The organism is Paraburkholderia phosphatilytica (assembly GCF_003443895.1).
In the GTDB taxonomy this organism is placed as follows: domain Bacteria; phylum Pseudomonadota; class Gammaproteobacteria; order Burkholderiales; family Burkholderiaceae; genus Paraburkholderia; species Paraburkholderia phosphatilytica.
Genome location: NZ_QQOA01000009.1, coordinates 81,589 through 108,070 on the forward strand (window position 1 = coordinate 81,589; position 26,482 = coordinate 108,070).

A 26,482-nucleotide genomic window follows, 5' to 3' on the forward strand; every position below is an offset into this window, starting at 1 on the left:
GGCTTCGATGCGGACCCGTCCAGACGATGCGCGGGCGTGTGCGTTCCTCCCGCGAACATGAACATCAGGGAGAGATCGAATGCTTGGAACCATCCTGCTCGTCGTACTGATCCTGCTGCTGATCGGCGCGTTTCCCGCGTGGCCGCACAGCCGCTCGTGGGGTTACCAGCCGACCGGTCTGCTCGGCATCGTGCTGATCATCGTGATCGTGCTGCTGTTGACCGGGCGAATCTAGCGATTGATTCGTCATGCTGATCGATGTGCATCGCTGAGAGGCGCGATTTTCCACGGGGGATTAAGCAGCGATTCGGCGCGGGCGATTTTCCGGATTATCGGCCGTGCGGAATCGCCGCTTCGAATCGCCTCTCACGACGATAGATTTCCTGTTTTGCGAATCGCACAGTTAGCGTAAATCCTGACATGCATCGAAAGAAACATTACTAAATTCATTCACCCTTTCGCGATACACTTGCCCAAAACAAACGACTATAGGGTTGATGCATGGAAGTGCATGTGAAATCGGGTTTGCTGGAACTCGCTGCGGCTGCATTCGAGCGCAGCAGAATAGGGGTGGCGAGTGCGCCGTGCATGCTGCGCTCGCAGGTGGAAACGCTGGAAGGCAGTGTCTATGTCGTGCTGAAAAACGTCGAAGGGCTGTTGCTCGCCGTGTACCGGCTGGGCGGCGACCGCGGCATTCTGCGGCGCCTGAAGCGCTGGCCCGCGGCACTACCGGGCGCCCATCAATCCTGACGCCGTCCGCCCGGTGACCCCAAAAAAGCAACGGCGGCCGTTCTCTCTGGAACGTACCGCCGTGCCCGGTCCTGGTCTTGTGGTCTCCACACGCACACTAACGACGAGCGCGGGAACCCAGTATTCCAACGCAAAATGTGATCGTCCATCGCCATACGTGCGGTGGCGCACACAACGCGTATTACCGTCCCTTTCTGGTCCGTTTTACGTCACGCCCTGCCCGTTTCTGCCCGTTTCGCGCGCAATCGAGCGCTTGATACGGCTGCGGAGCGCGTGCCAGCGCAGCAGCTGCTCGACCATCAGCAGCAGCGCGCTCACCTCCACCGTGACGTCCGTATCCAGCCGGCGCATCAGCTCGATGTAGACGCGTTTCGACTGAACGTCGAGTGTCATCGCCAGGATCTGCGTATTGGCAGCGCTGAGTTGCTGGAACAGATCGGACAGGTAGGCGTTCATGGCGGCGCACGGGCGAAAGGGCCTGCTGTGATAGCAAACCGCGGGCCCGCGCGCATGAAGCGTGGCGCCGGTCATCGCGCTCACGGCCGCGAGTTGCGCCGAGTCGTGTCGCGTCGCCCGGGTTCCGGCCGCGATGGCCCGGCCTTGTGTTCGAACGCGTCGCCGGCGAGCCGTTCAAGCTCCTGCGTGATCAGCACCCGGTGCGCACACCACGTCGCGAGCGTGCCCTGCATCACGGAAAGCAGGTGCAACGCGCTCGCCGTGTTCTCGCCGCGGCGCTGCACTTCCGCGACTTCGCGGGCCTGCCGCTCCACCTCACGTGTTGCCTGTTCGATCCTCCGATCTGCCGCTTCGAGCTTTTTCAGCCCATCCCGGAGTGTCTGCATGAAGAAACTCCCGAAACGTTTCCGTTAGCGCCGCATCCTGTGTGCCACGGAGAATGAGGGTCGATATTGCAGGCACGACGGCGCAACCGGATTTTCGATTATCCGACCGATTCGCTGGTAAATGGGCATTCGATGCGTCACACCCGGATACCGGCGCAGATGGCGGACGCGCCGAATATATCCGGTAAGGGTGCTTTCATTTTTCAATTGCGCGGTTTTCAAAAACCTCGCGCGAGATATTCGATCGGCGATTACTCGTTCATGCATATTGCGTGAAGCGATTATCCGATGAACTTTAGTCAGATGAATGCGGTTAAACTGCGGCGGTTGTTGAAACCGGGCTGATGCATATCGAGCCATGAACCAAACCACCCGCGTTCTGACCGGTCTCGCACTGGTCGTCATGCTGCTGCTGGTTGTCGCCTTCAACTGGGTTGATCTGAGCGAGGCCTATGGCGATGGACCGCCGTACTATAGCCGGACCGTCAACATGGACAAATGGGAGAACCCGCTGCCGGTTCTGCTGGCTGTCGACCTCGCAGCCGCCGTGATCATCGCCGGGTTTGCCGTGTATATGAGGCGCAGCAGCGTGACGATGGACGAAGCGGATTGAGGGTGCGCCAAGGCCGGCTTGTGCCGAGGTTGCGCGATACCCGAAAGAAAAAAGGGTTACGCGAAAATCGCGTAACCCTTTGATTCTTTTGGTCGGAGCGAAAGGATTCGAACCTTCGACCCTCTGATCCCAAATCAGATGCGCTACCAGGCTGCGCTACGCTCCGACGAATCTGCGATTCTACTTGCTGGTGCACACCCGCGTCAATCGTAGCGCAACATACGATCGCAAGCGTCAATCCGGCCCGACGCCCTCACGCCATTCGAACTCGCGACACACCGTGCCGACACAACCGTCCGGCAAGGTACGGCCATTGCACAGCCGCTCATGACTGCACACAGGAGACACACCATGAACCTGATCCTCTGGCGCCACGCGGAAGCCGAAGACACGGCGTCGAGCGACCTCGCGCGGCAACTCACGCCACGCGGACGCAAGCAGGCGCAGAACATCGCGAAATGGCTGCGCGGGCGGCTCGAAGACAACGCCGTGCTGCTCGTCAGCCCCGCCGCGCGCACGGTGCAAACGGTCGAGGCGCTGACGGACCAGTACCGCATCGTCCGCGAGATTGCGCCGGGCGCGAGCGCCGACGACATCCTCGCAGCCGCAGGCTGGCCGCAGGGCATCGCACCGACCGTGGTGGTGGTCGGCCATCAGCCCACGCTCGGCGAAGTCGTCGCGAGACTGCTCGGCGCGAACGAGGCCAGCATCTCGATCAAGAAAGGCGCCGTCTGGTGGCTCGCGAGCCACGAACGTGGCGGCAACGACCAGGCGGTACTGCTCGCCGCGCTGAGTCCCGAACTCGCATGACACGACCTGGCTCACCGTCGGCTGATTACAACAGCCGACGCGTCTAGCCCGAGATCGATCCTTACCCACACCGACACCCCAACACGCGCGAAAGCGAGGCTTGGCGCGGCGTTTCGAAGACAAGCTTACGAATAGTCATTGAACCGTCACCGTCGTGCCACGTGAGCGTCACCAGGCGTTACTACATTGGCAAAAATTTAGTTTTCCCATTTTTCGAACAGGAGCGCCAATGCGAGAACTGCCGACGCCTACCCTGCCATTCGCTTCGATCCTTCCGTTCGAATCGCGCCGCCGCCTGCCCCGCACCGAAGAAGCGGTCACCGCGACGCACCGTCTGCAGGTTGCGTGGGCTCGCACCGACGAAGAGCTTCGCGAAGCGCAGCGTCTGCGCTACCAGGTCTTCGCGGAAGAAATGGGCGCGCGTCTGCACGGGCCGGTCGGTCTCGATGTGGATGCGTTCGATGCGTACTGCGATCACCTGATCGTGCGCGACCTCGACACGCTGAAGGTGGTCGGCACGTACCGCGTGCTGCCGCCGCACCAGGCCGCGCGCATCGGCCGCCTGTATGCGGAGAGCGAGTTCGACGTGTCGCGCCTCACGCATCTGCGCACGAAGATGGTCGAAGTGGGCCGCTCGTGCGTGCACGCCGACTATCGCAGCGGCTCGGTCATCATGTCGCTGTGGGGCGGTCTCGGCGCGTACATGCAGCAGAACGGCTACGAAACGATGCTCGGCTGCGCGAGCGTTGCGATGGCCGACGGCGGCCACTACGCGGCGAACCTCTACTGCTCGCTGCGCGACGAATCGCTGACGCCGGCCGAATACCGCGCGTTCCCGCACACGCCGCTGCCGATCGACGAACTCGCGACTGGCACGCGCGTCGCACCGCCGCCGCTCGTCAAGGGTTATCTGCGTCTCGGCGCGAAGATCTGCGGCGCGCCGGCCTGGGATCCGGACTTCAATACGGCCGACTTCCTGACGCTGTTCCGTCTGTCGGACATCAACGCGCGCTACGCACGCCACTTCCTCGGCGACGCACTGCCGCGCTGAGGCAACGCACGAACGCGAGACGTCAAACGGCGTCTCGCGTGCGAATACTGCCGCATCAATGCAAACAGCCTGACCGACGCAATGTCGGTCAGGCTGTTTCGTTTTGAATCAGGGGCAGCATGCCCAGCGGCGCGAATGCTACACGCTGTTCAGCATCGCCGCAGCAAGCTCAATCTTCCGTGTAGACGACGCGATAAGGAATCCCGATCTTTTCCCATTCCGCCGCTTCCTGGCTCAAGCTGTAGTCGGTGAGCGGGTTGTTCGCGACCCAGTCGTTCGGCAGCCGCACCTCGTACCCGCCGTTCGCCTGCGCGACCTTGATCTCGGGCAATCCGATGTCCGCACGGCGACGGCACAGCAACGACGCGAGACGCAGGCAAAACAGCAGCGGCCATTCGATGTCGCGGGTCTGCGACAGCTTGCCGAGCTTGCCCGCATGACCGACGACGAGCGCCGCGAGCCGCGCCTGATCGGTGCGCGAGAAGCCAGGCATGTCGGCGTTGCTCGCGATATAGGCCGAGTGCTTGTGATAGGCGCTGTGCGAGATCGACAGACCGATTTCGTGCAGCGACGCCGCCCAGCCGAGGAACACGCTGTTCTCCGCGCGCGCTTCGTCGTCGGGCTCGTCGAGCTGGGTGTAGAAGTTCACCGACAGATCGCCGATTCGCGCCGCCTGCGCGCGATCGACGCCATAGCGCCGCATGAAGCCTTCGACCGTCACCGTGCGCATGTCTTCGTGCTGCGAACGGCCGAGCAGGTCGTAGAGCACGCCGAGGCGCAGCGCGCCATCGGTCGTGTCGACGTAATCGATGCCGAGCTCGTCGAACACCGCGATCATGATCGACAGTCCGCCCGCGAGCACCGGAATGCGGTCCGGCTTCAGCGCGATGAGCTTCAGGCGGTTGACGTTCTCCGCCTTGATGAGCGCGCGCTTCAGCCGCTCGAGGCCACCGCGCGAGATACCGTGCGTGACGCCCGGGTCGTTGAAGTCGTTCGCTTCCACCAGTTCGGCAAGCGCGCGGGCCGTGCCCGACGAACCGACAGCCTGGTCCCAGCCGGTCTTGCGATATTCGCTTGAGATGATCTGGATTTCGCGCGTGGCGGCGAGCTGCGCCTGGCGCATCGTGTATTCGTCGACGTTGCCCGCCGGGAAGAACGTGCGGCTGTGACTCACGCAGCCGATGTACAGGCTTTCCATCTTGATCGGCGTGTAGTGCGAGCCGATGATGAATTCGGTCGAGCCGCCGCCGATGTCGACGACGAGCCGTTTACCGGCGCTCGCCGGCACCGAATGTGCGGCGCCCGCATAGATCAGCCGCGCTTCCTCTCGGCCCGCGATCACCTCGATCGGGAAGCCGAGCGCAACCTGTGCCTCGCCGAGGAATTCGCCGGCGTTCTTCGCGATGCGCAGCGTGTTGGTGGCGACGGCGCGCACATGGTCCGGATGAAAATCGCGCAGGCGTTCGCCGAAGCGCTTCAACGCGTCCCAGCCGCGGATCTGCGACGCGCGGTCGAGCCGCTTGTCGCTCGACAGGCCCGCCGCCAGTCGTACCGGCTCGCGCAGCGCGTCCACCTGGTAGATCTGGCTGCCGGCATCGGTCTCTTCGACGCGGCCCACGATCAGACGAAAGCTGTTCGACCCGAGATCAACGGCGGCAAGAAGGTGGGGCGTATCGCTCATCGGTTGTACTGACTCCATGCGGGCAAGCACGGCGCCGCGCGTGGTGGCGGCGTCGCGGTTCAAAGTCGCCATTCTAAGCGGAGTGGATTTCACGATGTGACTGACCTCTAGCATGAAGCATGCATGAGCGGGCACAACATCATGACATCCATGTGCGTCGAATTAACGACACGATCCGAATCCAGCGTAGAATTTATGACAATTCGTGTGTCATATATTCGCAATCATACTGTGAGAATTTCCGAGCGTCCTTTCGAGTCTTCCTCCGACCTGTCATTCTCGCTGCCGATGTCCATCCGCCATCCCCTGCTGAACCGCGAACTGGGCATCCTGGGTTTCAACGAGCGCGTGCTCGCGCAAGCCGCCGATCCCGCTGTGCCGCTGCTCGAACGCCTGCGCTTCATCTGCATCACCAGCAGCAATCTCGACGAATTCTTCGAGGTCCGCATGGCGGGCCTGCAGGAGCAGATGCGCGACAATCCCGGCGCACTGTCACCGGACGGCATGTCGCTGCAGCACGTGTACGACCTCGTCGTCGAGCGCGCGCAGAAGCTCGTGAACCGCCAGTACCGCATGCTGCACGAGACGGTCTTCCCCGCGCTGGAACAGGAAGGCATCTATTTCCACGGCACCGATACGTGGAACGACGCGCAGACCGAGTGGGCGCGTCAGTACTTCTTCGACGAACTGCTGCCGGTTCTGACGCCGATCGGTCTCGACCCCGCGCACCCGTTCCCGCGCGTGCTGAACAAGAGCCTGAACTTCGTCGTCGAACTGGAAGGCAAGGACGCGTTCGGACGCCAGGCGCTGATGGGCATCGTGCAGGCGCCGCGCGCGTTGCCGCGGCTCGTGCGGATGCCGCAGGAGCTGTCGGGCTATCAGCATGGCTTCGTGCTGCTGAGCTCGCTGCTCGAGCACTTCGTGTACGAGCTGTTCCCGAACCTCGTGGTGCGCAGCTGCAACCAGTTCCGCATCACCCGCAACAGCGAACTGTTCGTCGACGAAGACGAAATCACGAACCTGCGTGTCGCGCTGCAGGGCGAACTGCCCGCGCGCCATCTCGGCAACGCGGTGCGCCTCGAGGCGTATGCCGATACGCCGGCGCATGTCGTCAAGCGTCTGCTCGACGAAAGCGGGCTGTCGGAGAAGGACTGCTATTACGTCGATGGTCCCGTGAACCTGGTGCGGCTGATGCAGTTGCCGGAAATGGTGGACAGGCCGGACCTGAAGTTCGTGCCACATATTCCGTCCATTCCGCCACAGATCGCCAACGCATCGAGCCTTTTCGATGCGATCGATCAGGGCGACGTGCTGTTGCATCATCCGTACGAGAGCTTCCAGCCAGTGCTGGAACTGCTGCTGCAGGCCGCGAAAGATCCGAGCGTGGTCGCGATCAAGCAGACCATCTACCGCACCGGCACCGATTCGCCACTGATGGACGCGCTGATGCAGGCCGCGCGCAACGGCAAGGAAGTGACGGTCGTCGTCGAACTGCTCGCGCGCTTCGACGAGGAAACCAACATCAACTGGGCATCGCAGCTCGAAGCCGTAGGTGCGCACGTGGTGTACGGCGTGGTCGGCCACAAGTGCCACGCGAAGATGATGCTGATCGTGCGGCGTGTGCTGCAGGACGGCCGTGCGATGCTGAAGCGCTACGTGCACCTTGGCACCGGCAACTATCACCCGCGCACCGCGCGCCTTTACACCGACTTCGGCCTGATGACGTCCGAGCCGAAGATCTGCGAAGACGTGCACCACGTGTTCCAGCAGTTGACGGGCATCGGCGGCGAGATCGCATTGAACGACCTGTGGCAGTCGCCGTTCACGCTGCACCCGCGTCTCGTCGACGCGATTCGCGCCGAAGCGGACAACGCGCGCGCGGGCAAAAAAGCGCGCATCGTCGCAAAGATGAATGCGCTGCTCGAACCAACGGTGATCGCTGAGCTGTACGAAGCGTCGCAGGCGGGCGTGAAGATCGATCTGATCATCCGTGGCGTGTGTTCGCTGCAACCGGGCGTGCCGGGCCTCTCCGAGAACATCACCGTGCGCTCGATCGTCGGGCGCTTTCTCGAACACCATCGCATCTACTACTTCTACGCGGACGGCTACGAGAACGTGTTCCTCTCCAGCGCGGACTGGATGGACCGCAACTTCTTCCGCCGAGTCGAAGTTGCGTTCCCGATCCTGAACCGGCGTTTGAAGCGGCGGGTGATCGCCGAGGGGCTGTCGGCATTCCTCGGCGACAACCAGAACGCGTGGCTGATGCAAAGCGACGGCCACTACCGGCGGCGGCGGCCCGGCAAGGCGTCGCGCAATGCGCAGATGAGTCTGCTGGCGAAGTTCTGTTCTTGAGGCGATAAGCTTGCCGCTCGGGAGCGGCAAGCTCATCCGCACCCACCGCATCCGCGGCTCAAATCGAGCCCCCATCGCTCCGAGAGCACATGCGGAAACGGCGCAATCGTGCGTAGCCGATGATCAAAGATTGAGAAAACAGCCACGGAAAGACAGACCGGCCGCCCTGCGTCATGCCTGTGCAGGCAACCAGCGCGTCGCTATATTGCGTGCACTCGCCTGCCGACGTTGATTCGTGCGGCAACTCCCCGGCATTGACAGACACGGTGTCGAAACATGAATTTCGGAGCGTTCAACCAGACTTTCAACGAGCTCACGCACACCACCACGTTCATCACTCACGGATCTCTGTTTTGCGTGATGACCAAAGGGAATGTGGCTGATCCGGCGAGTATGCGGATTCAGAGCGGCTACGCGGCATCGAAGCAATGGGCGGGACAGTTGCTTCCAGGCACGAAGCACATCGTTCTGCACCACATGTCATGGCGCGAATGGTGGACCGGAACGGCGAGGGATTCAACGACCGCTACGGTCGCTGAGGTCGCGCATCGAGAGAAACGGCGGCGGCCGCAGACAGGCAACGGACCGCCTCAGGCCGGCGCCGCCTGCCGCCGCGCAGTGCGCGCCGCGGAAAAACGCACGGTGAACGTGCTGCCGCGCCCTTCTTCGCTCTTCACGTCGAGCTGCGCATCGTGCCGTTGCAGCACGTGCTTGACGATCGCGAGGCCGAGGCCCGTGCCGCCGGTGTCACGCGAACGGCTGCGGTCCACCCGGTAGAAGCGCTCGGTCAGACGGGGAATGTCCGCGGCCGGAATGCCGAGTCCGCTGTCCTTGACCGAGAACGTGGCCTGTCCGTTCACGTCGTGCCAGCTCACGTGAATGCTGCCACCGTCCGGCGTGTAGCGGATCGCGTTGGTGACGAGATTGCCGAGCGCGCTCAGGATCTCGGTTTCGGCGCCCGTCACGGTCACACGTTCGTCGGAGTCGAAGGTGATCGTGTGGCGGCCGCTCGACAGGTTGTCCGCGTCCTCCTGCAGATGGGCGAGCACCGAGCGCATGTCGATCAGACGATCGCTCGGCGGCCGGTTATCGCCTTCGAGCGTCGCGAGCACCAGCAGATCGCTCACGATGTGCTGCATCCGCGTCGCCTGCTGCGACATCAGCTCGAGGTAGCGGTGCCGCTCGCTCTCGTCGAGCGGCAGCTCGCGCATCGTCTCGAGAAATCCCGACAGCACGGTGAGCGGTGTCTTCAGTTCATGCGACACGTTCGCGACGAAGTCCCGCCGCATCGCATCGGTGCGTTCGAGTTCGGTGATGTCCTGCGACAGCACGAGCTTGCGGTTCTCGCCGTACGGAAACACCTGCACGGACAGCACGTTCTGCCGCTTCACGCCCATCCCGCGCATGATCAGCATCTGCTCGTAGTTGTGCGAGTTCAGGTAGCGGACGAAATCCGGCTGACGGACGAGATGGGTGATGTGCTGGCGCAGGTCGCGCTTCGCGTCGAGCCCGAAGTGCACTTCCGAGATCGCGTTGCACCATTCGATCTGGTCGTGATCGTCGAGCATCGCGACGCCGTTCGGCGACGCCTGGATCGCCTGGATGAACCGCGAATGCTGCTGCTCGACCTGGCGCACCTGTGCGTGCCAGCGCTTCGCGAGCTTGTGCAGGCGGTAATAGATTTCGCCCCAGATGCCGGGCGCGCTCGGCACTTCGCCGTAGACGGGCGCATCGAGCAGGCGCCACAGCCGCTGCTTGTGAAACGTGCCGAAGAAGCTCTGCACGATCAGCAGCACGACGGCAAGCCCCAGCGCGACCTTCAGCCCGAGGAAAGCGCCTACCGCCGCGCACAGGATGGCGAGCAGCACAATCGATACGATCGCGCGCGCCCAGATGACGTTCATGTTCCAGGATGAAGAAGTGAATTACGCACCATGCACCACACCGAAGGCCGAACGTCGGGCCAACGGCGCATCGCGCACACCGGGCGGCAAAGCGGATCGCGCAGGCGCGATCGGATGACGGCAGCCTGACGACAGGCATGCCGCATGTTCGCTGACGTCAGGCGCTCTTCGCGAGCCGATAGCCGCTGCCGCGGACCGTTTCGATCATAGCATCGCATCCGGCGGGTTTGAGCGCGGCGCGCAGACGCTTGATGTGCACGTCGACCGTGCGTTCTTCGACGAACACGTGGTCGCCCCACACCTGGTCGAGCAGTTGCGTGCGGCTGTGCACGCGCTCCGGATGGGTCATGAAGAAGTGCAGCAGGCGGAATTCGGTCGGACCGAGATCGAGCTTGATCTCGCTGCCTTCCGCGTGGGCCGCGACCCGGTGCGTGGCCGGGTCGAGCTTGAGGCCGTTGATCGCGACCACGTCTTCGGTCAGCTGCGGCGCGCGGCGGCGCAGCACGGCCTTGATACGCGCCATCAGCTCCTTCGGTGAGAACGGCTTCGTCACGTAGTCGTCCGCGCCGATCTCGAGGCCGAGCACCTTGTCCTGCTCGTCGCCACGGGCGGTGAGCATGATGATCGGGATGTGCTTGGTGCGCTCGTTGTTGCGCAGATCCCGCGCGAATGCGATACCCGACTTGCCCGGCAGCATCCAGTCGAGCAGTACGAGGTCAGGCAGCACGTCGCTGATCAGGTTCTGCGCCTGCTCCGCGTTGTACGCGCGGATCGGGCAGTGACCGGCGTGCTGCAGGTTGACCGAGATCAGCTCGGAGATGGCGGGTTCGTCTTCGATGACGAGAATGCTACTGGGCATCGGCGCCTCTTGAGTCGACAGGTTAGCTGAGTGCTTCGCGTTCGAGCGCGTCGCGCGACTTGTGCCGCACGTCGGTGCCCTTCACGATGTAGATGATGAACTCCGCGATGTTCTTCGCGTGGTCGCCGATCCGCTCGATCGCCTTCGCGATGAACAGGAAGTCGAGGCCCGCGGAGATCGAGCGCGGATCTTCCGTCATGTACGACACGAGCTTGCGCACGAACGCGCGGAATTCCTCGTCGATCGCCTTGTCGTCGCGCACGATCTGCGCGGCCGCCACCGTATCGAGACGCGCGAATGCGTCGAGCGCGCGGCGCAGGATCGACACCGCCATCTCGCCGGACAGCTTGATCTCGGCGATGTTGATGGTGCGCGACGAGCCTTCTTCCATCAGGCGCTTCGTGCGCTTCGCGATCTTCTCGGCTTCGTCGCCGGCGCGCTCCAGGTTCGTGATCGTCTTCGAGATCGCGATCAGCAGGCGCAGATCGCGCGCGGCCGGCTGGCGGCGCGCGATGATGTTGCTGCACTCTTCGTCGATCTCGACTTCCATCGAGTTCAGACGGTCTTCGGTGGCGATCACCTGGTCGGCGATCGCGCCGTCGAACTCGTTCAGCGCCTGCATCGCGTTCACGATCTGCGATTCGACGAGGCCGCCCATTTCGAGCACTTTCGACGAAACCAGATTCAGATCGGCATCGAACTGGCTGGAGAGGTGTTTGTCGGACATGTCGTACTCCCTGGAATCTTCCGGGCGCCGCGTCGCGCAATCAAAGCGTCGCGAACACGGCGTGCCGGACTGGCGCTCAGCCGAAGCGGCCGGTGATGTAGTCTTCCGTTTCCTTGCGGACCGGCTTGATGAAGATCTTTTCCGTATCGCCGAACTCGATCAGTTCGCCGAGATACATGTACGCAGTGTAGTCCGAGCAACGCGCGGCCTGTTGCATGTTGTGCGTGACGATCACCACCGTGTAATCGCTCTTCAGCTCGGCGATCAGCTCTTCGATGCGGCCCGTCGAAATCGGATCGAGCGCCGAGCACGGTTCGTCGAGGAGCAGCACTTCCGGACGGATCGCGATGCCGCGCGCGATACACAGACGCTGCTGCTGGCCGCCGGACAGACCATAGCCGCTCTGCGCCAGCTTGTCCTTCACTTCGTTCCACAACGCGGCCTTCGTGAGCGCCCACTCGACGCGGTCGTCCATCTCCGAGCGCGACAGCGACTCGAACATCTTCACGCCGAACGCGATGTTGTCGTAGATCGACATCGGGAACGGGGTCGGCTTCTGGAACACCATGCCGATGCGCGCGCGCAGCAGCGAGATGTCGCGCTTCGACGTGAGCAGGTTCTCGCCGTCCATCACGATCTCGCCTTCGGCGCGCTGCTCCGGATACAGCGCGTACATCTTGTTGAAGGTGCGCAGCAGCGTGGACTTGCCGCAGCCCGACGGGCCGATGAACGCGGTCACCTTGCCTTCGGGAATCTGCAGGTTGATGTTCTTCAGCGCGTGGTACTTGCCGTAGAAGAAGTTCAGATCCTTCACGTGGATCTTCGGCTGCGCGGCGGGCCCGCCGTTGTTGCCCTGGGCGGGACCGGAGCCTGCCGGCGCCGGAGCGCGGCTGGCGGTGCTGAGGTGACTTTCTGCCATATTCATCGGGACACTCCGCCCTTACTTTTTCGAAAAGATCGAACGCGCGAGGATGTTCAATCCCAGCACGCCGAGCGTGATCAGGAACACGCCGGCCCACGCCAGCGACTGCCATTGCGCAAACGGGCTCATCGCGAACTTGTAGATCGTGACGGGCAGGTTCGCGAGCGGCTGGTTCATGTTGAGCGAGAAGAACTGGTTCGACAGCGCCGTGAAGAGCAGCGGCGCCGTTTCGCCGGCGATCCGCGCGACCGCGAGCAGCACGCCCGTGGTGATGCCCGGGATCGATGCCTTCAGCGTGATCGACAGCACCATCTTCCACTTCGGCGTGCCGAGCGCGAATGCCGCTTCGCGCAGCGCGTTCGGCACGAGCTTCAGCATGTTCTCGGTCGTGCGGATGACGATCGGGATCTGCAGCAGCGCGAGCGACACGACACCGGACCAGCCGCTGAAGTGCCCCGTGTTCGCGACGACGATCGCATACACGAACAGACCGACGACGATCGACGGCGCGGACAGCAGGATGTCGTTGATGAAGCGCGTGATGCTCGCGAGCCAGCGCTTCTGGCCGTACTCGGCGAGATACACGCCCGCGAGAATGCCGATCGGTGTGCCGATCAGCGTCGCCACCACGACCATCAGCAGGCTGCCGACGATCGCGTTCGCGAGACCGCCGCCGTCGGTGTTCGGCGGCGGGGTCGACTGCGTGAAGAGCTCGACCGACAGACCACCCACGCCGAGACGCAGCGTCGTGTACAGGATCCAGACCAGCCACAGCAGGCCGAAGGCCATCGCGAGCAGCGACATCGTCAGCGCGATCGCGTTGGTTACGCGGCGGCGGCTTTGCAGCTTGTCGCGGGTCGATTCGAATGCGGCGCCCGTGACGCCGCCGGGAATGTTCAGGCGAGGCGTGCTCATTTCGCGCCCTCCCCTTTCTCGAGACGCAGCAGCATGATCTTGGAGATCGCGAGCACGATGAAGGTAATCACGAAGAGAATCAGGCCGAGCTCCATCAGCGCGGACACGTGCAGCCCCGGATCGGCCTCGGCGAATTCGTTCGCCAGCGCCGACGTGATGCTGTTACCCGGCGAGAACAGCGACACGTTGTCGAGCAGGTTCGTGTTGCCGATCACGAAAGTCACCGCCATCGTTTCGCCGAGCGCGCGGCCGAGACCCAGCATGATGCCGCCGATCACGCCGGTCTTCGTGAAGGGCAGCACGATGCGCCACATCACTTCCCACGTCGTGCAGCCGATGCCGTACGCCGATTCCTTCAGCAGCACCGGCGTGACTTCGAACACGTCGCGCATCACCGAAGCGATGTACGGGATGATCATGATCGCGAGAATCACGCCCGCGCACAGGATGCCGATGCCGATCGGCGCGCCCTGGAACAGCGCGCCCACGAACGGAATGCCGCCGAGCACCGCGCCGAGCGGCTTCTCGAACCACTGCGCGAAGATCGGCGCGAACACGAGCAGGCCCCACATGCCGTACACGATCGAAGGGATCGCGGCGAGCAGCTCGATCGCGATGCCGAGCGGCCGGCGCAGCCAGGCAGGCGAGAGTTCGGTGAGGAAGAGTGCGATGCCGAAGCTGACCGGCACCGCGATGATGAGCGCGATGAGCGACGTCGCGATCGTGCCGTAGATCGGCACCAGCGCGCCGAACTGCTTCGACGGTGGATCCCAGTCCGCGGTCCACAGGAAGGCGAATCCGAACTGCTTGATGGACGGCATCGACGCGACGACCAGCGACACGATGATGCCGCCGAGCAGCAGCAGCGTGATGACCGCCGAGAAGCGCGTGAGACCGCCGAAAATGATGTCGCCGGCGCGACTGGGCGCTTTCTGCTGCGCCGCGCTGCCGGACGGGTTCGACACGACTGAAATGTCGGACATGGTGATCTGTTCCAGTTGGCGCATGACACATGTCATGCCGCCGGATGCCGCAAACCGCCCGGCCTCTTGGCGAGACCGGGCGGCTCTTTCGACTACGGGTGTCGCGAGAAGCTTACTCGGCGAGCGGCTTGCCCGACGCGTCCTTCACCTTCGACTTCCATTGCGTCTTGATTTCCGACACGACCGAATCCGGCAGCGAGATGTAGTCGAGGTCGCTGGCAGCCTGGCCGCCGTTCTTGAACGCCCAGTCGAAGAACTTCAGCGTTTCTTCGCCCTGCGCCGGCTTGTCCTGCGTCGTGTGCACGAGCACGAACGTCGCGCCGACGACCGGCCATGCATCCTTGCCCGGCTCGTTCGTCAGGATCTGGTAGAACGTCTTGCTCCAGTCTGCGCCCGCAGCGGCGGCCTTGAAGGTTTCCGTCTTCGGCTCGACGACCGCGCCCGACGCATTCTTCATCGACGTGTAGACCATGTGGTTCTGCTTCGCGTACGCCCACTCGACGTAGCCGATCGAACCCGGCAGGCGCTGCACGAATGCCGCGACGCCGTCGTTACCCTTGCCGCCCGTGCCCGTCGGCCATGCAACCGTCGTGCCTTCGCCAACCTTCGCCTTCCAGTCGGCGTTGACCTTCGACAGGTAGTCGGTCCAGATGAAGCTGGTGCCCGAACCGTCAGCACGGCGCACCACGGCGATGTCCAGATCCGGCAGCTTGATCTTCGGGTTCAGCGCGACGATCGCCGGGTCGTTCCACTTCTTGATCTTGCCCAGGTAGATGTCGCCGAGCACTTGACCCGACAGCACCAGCTGGCCAGCCTGCACGCCCGGCACGTTGATCGCCGGCACCACGCCGCCCACCACCGTCGGGAACTGGAACAGGCCGTCCTTCGCGAGCTCGTCGTCCTTCAGCGGAGCGTCCGAACCGGCGAAATCGACCGTCTTCGCGACGATCTGCTTGATGCCGCCCGACGAACCGATGCCTTGATAGTTGATCTTGCCACCGCCCGTCTTCTGGTAGGCGTCGGCCCACTTCGTGTAGATCGGAGCTGCGAAGGTGCTGCCCGCGCCGGTGACGTCAGCGGCTTGTGCGGCGATCGCGAAGAGCGCGCCAGCCACGCCAGCGAACACGGTTTGCATCAATTTCATGGGACCTCCAGTGGTGTGAGCGGATGAAGCGAACACCGCGAAGCTTAGGGTCTCCATGTGACAGTAATGTGACTTACGATGAACGTCATGTGTCAATTGCATTACGCGATGAAAGCCGGTGCAGCGTTGCCGCAAGGCCGCTTTGGCACCGGTTTCGGCGCAGTTGCAGCGGCGATCGGCGAAAAAGCTGAAGAATGCGAAATGCGTAGATCGTGACGCGGGGTATCGGCAACGTTTGCGGCGCCCTCGTTTGTCAGCGGAACGGGGTCACCGGGCGTCGTTGGGGTGCGACGATTTGTCTCTGGTGCCGCAGCGGGTGGTGAACGTGGCGATGCCGGACGATCGGTTGAAGGATAGTCCGGCCGGCGGCAGGGCGCAGCCACGCGGCGCGGCTGGCCCTGCCGGTGCTCCCTGTTGCTCGTCAGGCAGTCGCCTGCCGGACCGTCTCGGCGATCGTCTCGGCGTGCTGCAGCGCATCCTGCTCGCGCGCAGCCTCGACCATCACGCGCAGCACGGGCTCCGTGCCCGATGCGCGGATCAGCACCCGGCCGGTGTTGCCGAGCGTCTCCTCGGCGTGGCGGATCGCGGTGCGGATCGCGTCGCTGCTTTTCCAGTCGGCGTCCGGCTTCATGCGGACGTTGATCAGCTTCTGCGGGAACAGCGTCACGCCGTCCAGCAACTGCGCAAGCGCCTTGCCGCTGCGCTTCATCGCGGCGAGCACGAGCAGCGCGGACACGATGCCGTCGCCTGTGGAGTGCCGGTCGAGCGACAGGATGTGGCCCGAACCTTCCGCGCCGAGCTGCCAGTTATGTTCGCGCAACTGCTCGAGCACGTAGCGGTCGCCGACTGCCGCGCGCACGAACTTGACGCCGAGCCGCTGCAGCGCGACTTCGACCGCCATGTTCGTCATCAACGTGCCGACCGCGCCTTCCACCTTGCCGTCGGTCAGGATGCGGTCCTGCACCAGCACGTACAGCAGTTCGTCGCCGTTGTAGAGGCGCCCGGCGGCGTCGACCACCTGCAGGCGGTCCGCGTCGCCATCCAGCGCGATGCCGAGGTGCGCGTGATTGGCCCGCACCGCGCGCACCAGCGCGTCGGGCGCGGTCGCGCCGACACCATCGTTGATGTTGAAGCCGTTCGGCGCGACGCCGATCGTGATCACATCGGCGCCCAGCTCGTGGAACACGTGCGGCGCGACGTCGTACGCGGCGCCATGCGCGCAGTCGACGACGAGCTTCATGCCGCGCAGATCGAACGCCTGCGGGAACGTGCTCTTGCAGAACTCGATGTAGCGGCCCGCTGCGTCATCGAGGCGCTTCGCCTTGCCGAGCTGCTCGGACGGCGCGCAGTCGAGCGGACGCTCCAGATGCGCCTCGATTTTCATCTCGACTTCATCGGGCAGCTTGTTGCCGTCGGCCGAGAAGAACTTGATGCCGTTGTCGTAGTACGGGTTGTGCGACGCGCTGATCACGACGCCCGCGGCGAGCCGCAGCGCGCGCGTCAGATACGCGACGCCGGGTGTCGGCATCGGGCCGGCGAGCATCACGTCGACGCCCGCCGCCGAAAAGCCCGACTCCAGCGCGGCTTCGAGCATGTAGCCCGACACGCGCGTGTCCTTGCCGATCAGCACGGTCGGCCGCGCGTTGCTCGACGCCCAGCCATCGGTGCCGGCCAGCACCTTGCCCGCGGCATAGCCGAGCCGCAGCACGAAATCCGGCGTGATCGGGCTCTCGCCCACCTTGCCGCGAACCCCATCGGTACCGAAATAGCGACGCCCCATCGTTGACGATCTCCATGAAGAACTTGAATGCCGGCTGTGAGTGTTCGTTGCGGTGTCAGCGGCCGCGCGATGCGTCGCGCATCGCCGACCAGACCTTCAGTGCATCGACCGTTTGCGCGACGTCGTGCACTCTCACGATAGCAGCCCCGCGCTCCGCCGCACACACGGCTGCGGCAACGCTTGCGGCGACGCGTTCCGACGCGGCGCGGCCAGTGACGGCGCCCAGCATCGATTTGCGCGACATGCCCGCGAGAACCGGCAGCGGTTCGCCGTCGACGCGCGGCGCGGTGTCCGGCAGATGCGCGAGCAAAGTGTAGTTGTGTTCGACGACGCTCTTGCCGAAGCCAAAGCCCGGATCGACGCTGATGCGGTTGCGCACGATGCCGGCCTGCGTCAGCGCGCTCACGCGCTCGTCGAGAAACGCGCGCACTTCCGCGACGACGTCGTCATAGCGTGGCTCGCCCACCTGCATCGTCTGCGGCTCGCCGAGCATGTGCATCGCGCACAGGCCGCATGCGCTGTCTCGTACGGCGTCGATCGCTCCGGGCATGCGGAAGCCCCAGATGTCGTTGATCATGTCCGCGCCGGCGTCGAGCGCACGACGCATCACCGCGGGTTTGTACGTGTCGACCGACAGCGGCACATTGGCGCCGCGCAGCGCTTCGATCAGCGGCAACACGCGCTCCAGCTCTTCGTCGAGCGGAACGGGCGGCGCACCAGGACGCGTCGACTCGCCACCGATGTCGATCAGATCCGCGCCGTCGACCATCATCCGCTCGGCCTGCCGCAACGCTTCGCCGCGATCGATGTAGCTGCCGCCGTCCGAGAACGAATCGGGCGTGACGTTCAGGATACCCATCACCAATGGACGCTCGAACGTCAGCAGGAAGCGGCCGCACTGCAACGGCGTTGAAATCGAAGGGGAGTTGATGTTCACGGAGTGATTGGATGCTGGGGCGTACGCTCGGGTTCGCGTGCCGCGGTGTGCGCCGGTCTGGCGTGTATTGGAAAGCACTGAAGCGACGCGCTGAATGACAAACGGGCCGGTGCGAATCCACACCGGCCCGTAGTTTAACGCGTCATCCGATTACGCCGGTTGCGTCGCACCCGGCTTCACTTCGTTGCCGGCACTGCTGCCGCCCGAAGGCGCATCGCCGGCCGGCGGCGGCGCACTCTTCGGCGAGCGCGGCGGACGGCCCGCCATGATGTCGTTGATCTGATCGGCGTCGATCGTTTCCCACTCCATCAGCGCGGCGGTCATCGCTTCGACCTTGTCGCGATTTTCGTCCAGCAGACGGCGAGCGAGCTGGTATTGCTCGTCCAGCACGCGGCGGATTTCCGCGTCGACCTTCTGCTGCGTCGCTTCCGAAATCGAGCGCGTGAAGCCGCGGCCGAACGGCGACTGATCGTTCTCGTCGTCGACATAGACCATCGGTCCCAACGCGTCGGTCATGCCGAAGCGCGCGACCATTGCGCGGGCGGTGGACGTGGCCTTGTTGAAGTCGTCCGAAGCGCCAGTGCTGATCAGGCTCAGGAACAGTTCTTCCGCGACACGGCCGCCGAACAGGATCGCGAGACGGTCGAGCAGGTAATCTTTCGAGTAGGTCTCGTTGTCATGCTCCGGCAACTGCCACGTGACGCCCAGCGCGCGACCGCGCGGGATGATCGTGACCTTGTGCACCGGATCGGCCTTCGGCAGCAGCTTCGCGATCACCGCGTGGCCCGACTCGTGATACGCCGTGGCGCGCTTCGCGTCTTCGCGGATCACGGCGGACTTGCGCTCCGGACCCATGAAGATCTTGTCCTTCGCGTCTTCGAAGTCCTGCATTTCGACGATGCGCTTGCCGCGACGCGCGGCGAACAGCGCCGCCTCGTTCACGAGGTTCGCGAGATCAGCGCCCGAGAAGCCCGGCGTGCCGCGTGCGATGACTCCCGCGTCGACGTCGTTCGCGATCGGCACCTTGCGCAGGTGCACCTTCATGATGTGCTCGCGGCCGCGGATGTCCGGCAGACCGACGTACACCTGACGGTCGAAACGGCCCGGGCGCAGCAGCGCCTTGTCGAGCACATCCGAACGGTTGGTGGCCGCGATCACGATGACGCCCGAGTTCGCTTCGAAGCCGTCCATCTCGACGAGCATCTGGTTCAGCGTCTGCTCGCGCTCGTCGTTGCCGCCGCCCATGCCGGCGCCACGATGGCGCCCGACCGCGTCGATTTCGTCGATGAACACGATGCAGGGCGCGTGCTTCTTCGCCTGTTCGAACATGTCGCGCACACGGGCCGCGCCGACGCCGACGAACATTTCGACGAAGTCCGAGCCCGAGATGCTGAAGAACGGCACTTTCGCTTCACCGGCGATAGCGCGCGCGAGCAGCGTCTTACCGGTACCCGGAGGGCCGACGAGCAGCACGCCACGCGGAATGCGCCCGCCGAGCTTCTGGAATTTTTGAGGATCGCGCAGGAAGTCGACGAGTTCGGAGACTTCTTCCTTGGCTTCGTCGCAGCCCGCGACGTCGGAGAAATTGATTGCGTTGTTGTTTTCGTCGATCAGCCGCGCGCGCGACTTCCCGAACGAGAATGCCCCGCCTTTGCCGCCCCCCTGCATCTGCCTCATCATGTAGAACCAGAACACGATGATCAGGATGGTGGGCCCGAGGTAGTACAGTGCGGACACGAGGGCGTTCGGTTCTTCATCGGCCTTGCCGCTGACCTGCACGCCATACTTCATCAGATCGCCGACCATCCAGATGTCGCCCGGCGACACGATCTGGTATTTCTGGCCGTCCGCTGGAGTGACCGTGAGGTTCCGCCCCTGAACGATGACGCTCTTGACCTTGCCAGCCTTCGCGTCGTCCATGAACTGCGAATACGAAACGCCTTCCTGGACATGGGGCTTGTCGAACTGCTTGAACACCGTAAACAGCACCAGTGCGATAACCAGCCACACTGCTGCCTTCGAAAACATATTGTTGTTCAAAGCACCACTCCTTCCTCATAGACGGGCGCCTACATTTACCTTGCGGCACCACTAAAGCATTCTAATCCAGTCCGAAGACCCCTGCCATAATCATTCGCTACCGGCTGAATAGCCCCCGGATCACGCAACAGCGGGCACTTCAGGCGGCCAGCGGGGCATATGTCCACGGCGAGATACGGCGCGCCAATAATCCTTTCCTTCACTTCGGACGTTTGAGGACTTTCCCCAGAATAAACGTCTCGGACGATTTGTCCCGCGATGCTTTCGGTTTGCGGGCCGCAACCGTTTTGAACTGCTGTTTGAACTTCTCGACGATCTGGCTGTAGCCGCTGCCGTGAAAACACTTCACCAGAAGGGCGCCATCCGGCTTCAGGTGGTTCTGCGAGAATTCCAGCGCGAGATCGCACACGTGTTCGATCCGCGCGGCGTCCGCGACTGCCACTCCCGACAGGTTGGGCGCCATATCCGAAATTACAAGGTCCACCTCGCGCTCGCCGACAACTTCTTCGAGCTGCGCGAGCACGCTGTCTTCGCGGAAGTCGCCCTGGATGAAGTGGACGTCGGCGATCGGCTCCATCGGCAGCAGGTCGAGCGCGATGACGGTGCCGTCGATGCCCCCCTGCCGCTGGTCGTCGCGGCGCGTGCCCTGCGCGAGCTTGTTGCGCACGTACTGGCTCCAGCTGCCGGGCGCGGCGCCGAGATCGACGATCACCTGACCGGGCCGGATCAGCCTGTCCTGCTCGTCGATTTCCTTCAGCTTGTAAGCAGCGCGGGCGCGATAGCCCTCCCGCTGCGCCATCTTGACGTACGGGTCGTTGATGTGGTCGTGCAGCCACGACTGGTTGAAGCGGTTTTTTGCCATGAAACGTTGAACTCTTGCTGCGTGATACCGCTCTTTTAGCGGATAATACGCGTTTGATCCGCGCGGCCACGCCATAGGCGAGCCGCGATTCCTGTTGTTCCGGCGCACCGCCGGTCGCGCCGTCCGCCTGTTGCATCCGCAAGGCCGGGCCGTGAGGCCGTGAAGCAGCGCCGCTATTTTAGTCGAGTCTTTCCGTCCCCATGCCCGCCCTCCAGATCAAGTCCGACCAACGTGCCGCGCTGCGCGCCGATGCCCATGCGCTCAAACCCGTCGTGATCGTCGGCGCCGAGGGGCTCACCGACGCGGTGCTGAAGGAAATCGAAGTGCACCTGAGCGCGCACCAGCTCATCAAGATCCGCGTGTTCGGCGACGAGCGCGACGAGCGCATCGCCGTCTACGACGAAATCTGCGACCGGCTGGACGCCGCGCCGATCCAGCATATCGGCAAGCTGCTCGTGATCTGGAAGCCCGAAGTGGAGGAAGTGCGCAAACCGTCGGCACGTGGCGCGAAATCGCGCACGGCGATCCCGAGCGTTCGCGAAGCCGCTGCCGAAGCACCGAAGAAAGGCGCCGCTCCGCGCGTCGTGAAGGTCGTCAAGCCGAGCGAGAATCCGATGCGCCGTCCGAAGCCGCAAAAAGTGGTGGTACGCGGCAACGAACGCGTCACCGCCGGCGGCAACGTCAAGCGCGCGAAGAAGCGTCAAACCAGCGCGAAGCGCCAGCATCAGTCGTCGAAGTAAGCTTCGGGGCAGCCGCATGCTGTTTTCGCGAAGGGCGCCATCGGCGCCCTTCTGCTTTTCAGGCAGCGTTAGCGGATGTCTTCGCGGGCAACTCTCTCAGGCAACGCCTGTCGCGCTCAGGACTTGACGCACGCCGGTGGGCAGCTTCCACACCAGCATCACGCCCAGCAGACTCTCGATCAGATAGAACAGGCTCGACACGCCATGCAGCACGCCGAAGCGCATCGCGTAGGCAGAGTGGCCGACGTCGGTGCCCTCGTTCAGCGCGGCGAGCCGCAGCGCGTTCATGAACGGCTCCAGCGCGAAGTAGCCGACCAGCACGCACAGCAGCATGCCGGCAATCAGCCAGCGCAGCCGCTTGTAACCGTCGTCGCCACGGCGGACCAGCACGTTGCCGAGCGCGAGCAGCAGCACGCCGCACACCACGCCCGTGATCGCTTCGATACGGAACAGTTGCGCAGCCGTGGCCCCCGCCGAAATGCGGTCGAGCGACGCGAACAGCACCGGCGCAACGATATACCCGATGGTGAGCAGACTGCCGACCCAGACCACGGTCAACAGCCGGAACACACGATGCGGCATGGGCGACACGTCAGGCGCTCCGCGTTAAACGTAGCGGACCGAGATGATTTCGTACTCGCGCACACCGCCCGGTGCCTGCACCGCGGCGACGTCGCCTTCCGACTTGCCGATCAGCGCGCGCGAGATCGGCGAGCTGACCGAGATCAGCCCGTGTTCGAGATCGGCTTCGTCATCGCCGACAATCTGATAGGTGACCGTGTCACCCGAATCGAGGTCTTCGAGTTCGACCGTGGCGGCAAACACGACGCGGCCATCCGCATCCAGCGCGGCCGGGTCGATGACCTGCGCCGCGGCCAGCTTCGATTCGATTTCGGCAATACGGCCTTCGATGAAGCCCTGCTTTTCCTTCGCGGCGTCGTACTCCGCGTTTTCCGAGAGATCGCCTTGCGCGCGGGCTTCCGCGATCGAATTGATCACGGAGGGGCGTTCGACGGACTTCAGGCGTTGCAGCTCGTCGCGGAGCTGATCCGCGCCGCGCTTCGTCAATGGAATAGTGCTCATAAACAACTCTGGTGGCAAAAAACAGCCATAAAAAAAATCACCGCGGTTAAGTGCATCCCGCTGAAGCGTGGGGCTGGTTGGGCCTTTGCTCCGTGGGACGCCGCCTAACCGCGGCATGTACTGATTCGGACGTGATGTCTGAACCTTAGTTTAGGCGAGCATGGAGGCCTTGTAAATCATAGACTTCCAGGTTCCGCAGATAGCGTAGCCCTTCAACCGCGGCACGCGCGCCGGACATGGTCGTGTAGTACGTGACCTTGTTCGCCTGCGCGCTCATGCGGATGGAGCGCGAATCGGCGATGGCCGCGCGGGTTTCGTCGACCGTCGTGAACACGAGCGCGATCTCGCCGTTCTTGATCATGTCGACGATGTGCGGACGGCCGTCCTTCACCTTGTTCACGACCTTCACCGGCACGCCGGCCGCTTCGATCGCGGCGGCCGTGCCGCGCGTCGCCACGATCGGATAGCCGAGTTCGTGCAGCATGCGCGCGACTTCCACGGCCTTCGGCTTGTCCGCATCCATCACCGTGAGCAGCACGGTGCCGGACTCCGGCAGACGCGAACCCGCCGCGAGCTGCGACTTGAAGAGCGCCTCGCCGAACGTCTGGCCGACGCCCATCACTTCACCCGTAGAACGCATTTCCGGTCCAAGGACCGGGTCGACGGTCGGGAATTTGACGAACGGGAACACCGCTTCCTTCACGCTGAAGTACGGCGGTTCGACTTCCTTCGTCACGCCCTGTGCTTCAAGCTTCTGACCCACCATTGCGCGCGCCGCGATTTTCGCGAGCGGCAGGCTCGTGGCCTTCGAAACGTACGGCACCGTGCGCGATGCGCGCGGATTCACTTCGAGCACGTAGATGACGTCCTTCTTCGAGCCGTCATCCTGCGGTACCTGCTGAATCGCGAACTGCACGTTCATCAGGCCGACCACGTTCAGCGCCTTCGCCATCGCACCGGTCTGACGCTTGAGTTCCGCGACAGTTTCCTTCGACAGCGAATACGGCGGCAACGAGCACGCCGAATCGCCCGAGTGCACACCCGCCTGCTCGATGTGCTCCATCACGCCGCCGATGAACACCGCGTCGCCATCCGAGATGCAGTCCACGTCGCATTCGATCGCGTCGTTCAGGAAGCGGTCGAGCAGCACCGGCGAATCGTTCGACACCTTCACGGCCTCGCGCATATAGCGTTCGAGATCGCGCGGCTCGTGCACGATTTCCATCGCGCGGCCGCCCAGCACATACGACGGACGCACGACGAGCGGATAGCCGATTTCGTCGGCAAGCTTCAGCGCTTCGTCTTCGGCGCGCGCGGTGCGGTTGGGCGGCTGACGCAGATTCAGGTCCTGCAGCAGCTTCTGGAAGCGCTCGCGGTCTTCGGCGGCATCGATCATGTCCGGCGACGTACCGACGATCGGCACGCCGTTCGCTTCGAGATCGAGCGCGAGCTTCAGCGGCGTCTGGCCGCCGTACTGCACGATCACGCCGAGCGGCTTTTCCTTGTCGACGATCTCGAGCACGTCTTCGAGCGTCAGCGGTTCGAAGTACAGACGATCCGACGTGTCGTAGTCGGTCGAGACCGTTTCCGGGTTGCAGTTGACCATGATCGTCTCATAGCCGTCCTCGCGCATCGCGAGCGCGGCATGCACGCAGCAGTAGTCGAACTCGATACCCTGGCCGATCCGGTTCGGGCCGCCGCCCAGCACCATGATCTTCCTGTTGCTGGTCGGATTCGCTTCGCACTCGTCCTCGTAGGTCGAGTACATGTACGCGGTTTTCGTCGCGAACTCCGCCGCGCAGGTGTCGACGCGCTTGTACACCGGACGCACGTTCAGCTCGATGCGGCGCTTGCGCACATCCGTCTGCGTCGCGCCGACGAGCTTCGCGAGACGCCGGTCCGAGAAGCCGCTCTGCTTCAGGTAGCGCAACTCGTCCTTCGTCAGGCTCGCGAGCGTGCGGCCAGCCAGCGCCTTTTCCTTCAGCACGATCTGTTCGATCTGCGCGAGGAACCACGGATCGATCGAGGTTTCCTGGAAGATTTCCTGCTGCGTCATGCCCGCGCGGAACGCGTCGCCGACATACCAGATGCGATCCGGACCGGCCTCGCCGATCTCGCGGATGATCTCGTCGCGGCTCGTGGTCTTTTCATCGAGACCGTCGACGCCGACTTCGAGGCCGCGCAGCGCCTTCTGGAACGACTCCTGGAACGTGCGACCGATGGCCATCACTTCGCCGACCGACTTCATCTGCGTGGTCAGGCGCGGATCGGCTTCGCGGAACTTCTCGAACGCGAAGCGCGGGATCTTCGTGACGACGTAGTCGATCGTCGGCTCGAACGACGCCGGGGTCTGGCCGCCGGTGATTTCGTTCTTGAGTTCATCGAGCGTGTAGCCGACCGCCAGCTTCGCCGCGACCTTCGCGATCGGGAAGCCCGTGGCCTTCGATGCGAGCGCGGACGAACGCGACACGCGCGGGTTCATCTCGATCACGATCATGCGGCCGTCGACCGGGTTGATCGAGAACTGCACGTTCGAGCCGCCCGTATCCACGCCGATCTCGCGCAGCACCGCGAGCGACGCGTTGCGCAGGATCTGGTATTCCTTGTCGGTGAGCGTCTGCGCGGGCGCGACGGTGATCGAGTCGCCGGTGTGGATGCCCATCGGGTCGAGGTTCTCGATCGAGCACACGATGATGCAGTTGTCCGCCCTGTCGCGGACCACTTCCATCTCGTACTCTTTCCAGCCGAGCAGCGACTCTTCGATCAGCAGTTCGCGCGTAGGCGACAGATCCAGACCACGCTTGCAGATCTCTTCGAATTCCTCACGGTTGTACGCGATGCCGCCGCCCGAACCGCCGAGCGTGAACGACGGGCGAATCACGATCGGGTAGCCGCTCGTGCCGATCGCCGCCGCGATCTCGTTCTGCACCTTCAGCGCTTCGTCCATCGAATGCGCGGTGCCCGACTTGGCCGAACCGAGGCCGATCTTCGTCATCGCGTCCTTGAACTTCTGACGGTCCTCGGCCTTGTCGATCGCTTCCGGCGACGCGCCGATCAGCTCCACGCTGTACTTCGCGAGCACGCCGTGGTGATGGAGATCCAGCGCGCAGTTGAGCGCGGTCTGGCCACCCATCGTCGGCAGGATCGCGTCGGGGCGCTCCTTCGCGATGATGCGCTCCACCACTTCCCACGTGATCGGCTCGATGTAGGTCACGTCGGCCGTGTTCGGGTCGGTCATGATCGTCGCCGGATTGCTGTTGACGAGAATGACCTTGTAGCCCTCCTCCCGCAGCGCCTTGCACGCCTGCGCGCCCGAATAGTCGAACTCGCACGCCTGGCCGATGATGATCGGACCCGCGCCGATGATGAGGATGCTCTTGATGTCTGTCCGCTTGGGCATAACGCTCTCGGTAATGTATTCCTGAATTCTTTGCTGCTTGCGCCCGCTTGCGCCCGCTTTCGCGCGGCGTCAGGCTGCGTCGCCTGC

Annotated in this window: 24 protein-coding genes and 1 tRNA gene; 7 read left to right on the forward strand and 18 right to left on the reverse strand. The window is 63.7% G+C overall.

What is annotated here, in order from left to right; genetic code table 11:
* Positions 1-79 precede the first annotated feature (79 nt).
* Both DVS29_RS11815 and DVS29_RS11820 read left to right on the forward strand, forming a co-directional pair.
* The gene (locus DVS29_RS11815; protein ID WP_118180650.1) at positions 80-235 is read left to right on the forward strand and encodes a DUF3309 family protein; all 156 of its coding nucleotides are present in this window, start codon (positions 80-82) and stop codon (positions 233-235) included.
* Between the two features lie 278 nt (positions 236-513).
* On the forward strand, positions 514-750 hold the full coding sequence (locus tag DVS29_RS11820; RefSeq protein WP_124800629.1) for a hypothetical protein: 237 nt from the start codon (positions 514-516) through the stop codon (positions 748-750).
* A gap of 204 nt (positions 751-954) precedes the next feature.
* Here DVS29_RS11820 and DVS29_RS11825 read toward each other — a convergent pair whose 3' ends face one another.
* The gene (locus DVS29_RS11825) at positions 955-1,290 is read right to left on the reverse strand and encodes a hypothetical protein (protein ID WP_124800630.1); all 336 of its coding nucleotides are present in this window, start codon (positions 1,288-1,290) and stop codon (positions 955-957) included.
* Entirely contained in the window at positions 1,287-1,592 is a 306-nt protein-coding gene (locus DVS29_RS11830) for a hypothetical protein (RefSeq protein WP_124800631.1), read from the reverse strand. The genes DVS29_RS11825 and DVS29_RS11830 overlap by 4 nt, the downstream gene beginning before the upstream one ends.
* A gap of 358 nt (positions 1,593-1,950) precedes the next feature.
* Between DVS29_RS11830 and DVS29_RS11835 the strand changes: the two genes are divergently transcribed.
* Positions 1,951-2,205, forward strand: coding sequence for a hypothetical protein (locus DVS29_RS11835; protein ID WP_118180654.1), 255 nt, complete (start codon positions 1,951-1,953; stop codon positions 2,203-2,205).
* A gap of 89 nt (positions 2,206-2,294) precedes the next feature.
* On the opposite strand, the gene DVS29_RS11840 is transcribed toward DVS29_RS11835, so the two are convergent.
* A tRNA-Pro gene (locus DVS29_RS11840) sits at positions 2,295-2,371 on the reverse strand.
* 185 nt (positions 2,372-2,556) lie between these two features.
* Between DVS29_RS11840 and sixA the strand changes: the two genes are divergently transcribed.
* Positions 2,557-3,015, forward strand: coding sequence for a phosphohistidine phosphatase SixA (gene sixA, locus DVS29_RS11845; RefSeq protein ID WP_118180655.1), 459 nt, complete (start codon positions 2,557-2,559; stop codon positions 3,013-3,015).
* Between the two features lie 229 nt (positions 3,016-3,244).
* Positions 3,245-4,066, forward strand: a complete 822-nt coding sequence (locus DVS29_RS11850; protein WP_118180656.1) for a GNAT family N-acetyltransferase — start codon at positions 3,245-3,247, stop codon at positions 4,064-4,066.
* Between the two features lie 169 nt (positions 4,067-4,235).
* Here the strand turns inward: DVS29_RS11850 and ppx are convergent, their stop codons facing one another.
* Complete coding sequence (gene ppx / locus DVS29_RS11855; RefSeq protein WP_420816098.1) at positions 4,236-5,819, reverse strand: exopolyphosphatase; 1,584 nt, start codon at positions 5,817-5,819, stop codon at positions 4,236-4,238.
* A 216-nt stretch (positions 5,820-6,035) separates the two neighbouring features.
* On the opposite strand from ppx, the gene ppk1 reads away from it, so the two are divergent.
* Positions 6,036-8,099, forward strand: a complete 2,064-nt coding sequence (gene ppk1 / locus DVS29_RS11860) for a polyphosphate kinase 1 (RefSeq protein WP_118180658.1) — start codon at positions 6,036-6,038, stop codon at positions 8,097-8,099.
* A gap of 590 nt (positions 8,100-8,689) precedes the next feature.
* Here ppk1 and phoR read toward each other — a convergent pair.
* The 11 genes from phoR to DVS29_RS11920 form a co-directional block, all read right to left on the reverse strand.
* Entirely contained in the window at positions 8,690-10,003 is a 1,314-nt protein-coding gene (gene phoR, locus DVS29_RS11865) for a phosphate regulon sensor histidine kinase PhoR (RefSeq protein WP_118180659.1), read from the reverse strand.
* A gap of 157 nt (positions 10,004-10,160) precedes the next feature.
* Positions 10,161-10,862, reverse strand: a complete 702-nt coding sequence (gene phoB / locus DVS29_RS11870; protein ID WP_006051991.1) for a phosphate regulon transcriptional regulator PhoB — start codon at positions 10,860-10,862, stop codon at positions 10,161-10,163.
* A gap of 22 nt (positions 10,863-10,884) precedes the next feature.
* Positions 10,885-11,589 carry a phosphate signaling complex protein PhoU gene (phoU, locus tag DVS29_RS11875; protein ID WP_118180660.1) on the reverse strand — a complete coding sequence of 235 codons (705 nt, stop codon included), beginning with the start codon at positions 11,587-11,589 and terminating at the stop codon, positions 10,885-10,887.
* Positions 11,590-11,665: 76 nt separating this feature from the next.
* A complete protein-coding gene (gene pstB / locus DVS29_RS11880) occupies positions 11,666-12,514 on the reverse strand; it encodes a phosphate ABC transporter ATP-binding protein PstB (protein WP_118180661.1) in 849 nt (282 codons plus the stop codon).
* A gap of 15 nt (positions 12,515-12,529) precedes the next feature.
* Positions 12,530-13,426, reverse strand: coding sequence for a phosphate ABC transporter permease PstA (pstA, locus tag DVS29_RS11885; protein WP_118180662.1), 897 nt, complete (start codon positions 13,424-13,426; stop codon positions 12,530-12,532).
* Positions 13,423-14,409: a phosphate ABC transporter permease PstC gene (pstC, locus tag DVS29_RS11890; protein ID WP_118180791.1), complete on the reverse strand. Its 987-nt coding sequence runs from the start codon at positions 14,407-14,409 to the stop codon at positions 13,423-13,425. Before pstC ends, pstA begins: the two co-directional genes overlap by 4 nt.
* Before the next feature lie 112 nt (positions 14,410-14,521).
* Positions 14,522-15,553 (reverse strand): phosphate ABC transporter substrate-binding protein PstS, encoded by a 1,032-nt coding sequence (gene pstS / locus DVS29_RS11895; protein WP_118180663.1) that lies wholly within the window; start codon positions 15,551-15,553, stop codon positions 14,522-14,524.
* Between the two features lie 421 nt (positions 15,554-15,974).
* Positions 15,975-17,333, reverse strand: a complete 1,359-nt coding sequence (gene glmM, locus DVS29_RS11905) for a phosphoglucosamine mutase (protein WP_118180664.1) — start codon at positions 17,331-17,333, stop codon at positions 15,975-15,977.
* A gap of 55 nt (positions 17,334-17,388) precedes the next feature.
* Positions 17,389-18,270, reverse strand: coding sequence for a dihydropteroate synthase (gene folP / locus DVS29_RS11910; protein WP_240655555.1), 882 nt, complete (start codon positions 18,268-18,270; stop codon positions 17,389-17,391).
* Positions 18,271-18,420: 150 nt separating this feature from the next.
* The gene (gene ftsH, locus DVS29_RS11915; protein ID WP_118180665.1) at positions 18,421-20,310 is read right to left on the reverse strand and encodes an ATP-dependent zinc metalloprotease FtsH; all 1,890 of its coding nucleotides are present in this window, start codon (positions 20,308-20,310) and stop codon (positions 18,421-18,423) included.
* A gap of 199 nt (positions 20,311-20,509) precedes the next feature.
* Positions 20,510-21,172 (reverse strand): RlmE family RNA methyltransferase, encoded by a 663-nt coding sequence (locus tag DVS29_RS11920; RefSeq protein ID WP_118180666.1) that lies wholly within the window; start codon positions 21,170-21,172, stop codon positions 20,510-20,512.
* A 200-nt stretch (positions 21,173-21,372) separates the two neighbouring features.
* On the opposite strand from DVS29_RS11920, the gene DVS29_RS11925 reads away from it, so the two are divergent.
* Positions 21,373-21,912 carry a YhbY family RNA-binding protein gene (locus tag DVS29_RS11925; protein ID WP_118180667.1) on the forward strand — a complete coding sequence of 180 codons (540 nt, stop codon included), beginning with the start codon at positions 21,373-21,375 and terminating at the stop codon, positions 21,910-21,912.
* 96 nt (positions 21,913-22,008) lie between these two features.
* On the opposite strand, the gene DVS29_RS11930 is transcribed toward DVS29_RS11925, so the two are convergent.
* The 3 genes from DVS29_RS11930 to carB form a co-directional block, all read right to left on the reverse strand.
* Positions 22,009-22,494, reverse strand: coding sequence for a DUF4149 domain-containing protein (locus DVS29_RS11930; RefSeq protein WP_118180668.1), 486 nt, complete (start codon positions 22,492-22,494; stop codon positions 22,009-22,011).
* Positions 22,495-22,518: 24 nt separating this feature from the next.
* Positions 22,519-22,995, reverse strand: a complete 477-nt coding sequence (gene greA / locus DVS29_RS11935) for a transcription elongation factor GreA (protein WP_118180669.1) — start codon at positions 22,993-22,995, stop codon at positions 22,519-22,521.
* Positions 22,996-23,140: 145 nt separating this feature from the next.
* Positions 23,141-26,395 (reverse strand): carbamoyl-phosphate synthase large subunit, encoded by a 3,255-nt coding sequence (gene carB, locus DVS29_RS11940; RefSeq protein WP_118180670.1) that lies wholly within the window; start codon positions 26,393-26,395, stop codon positions 23,141-23,143.
* Between the last annotated feature and the right edge of the window lie 87 nt (positions 26,396-26,482).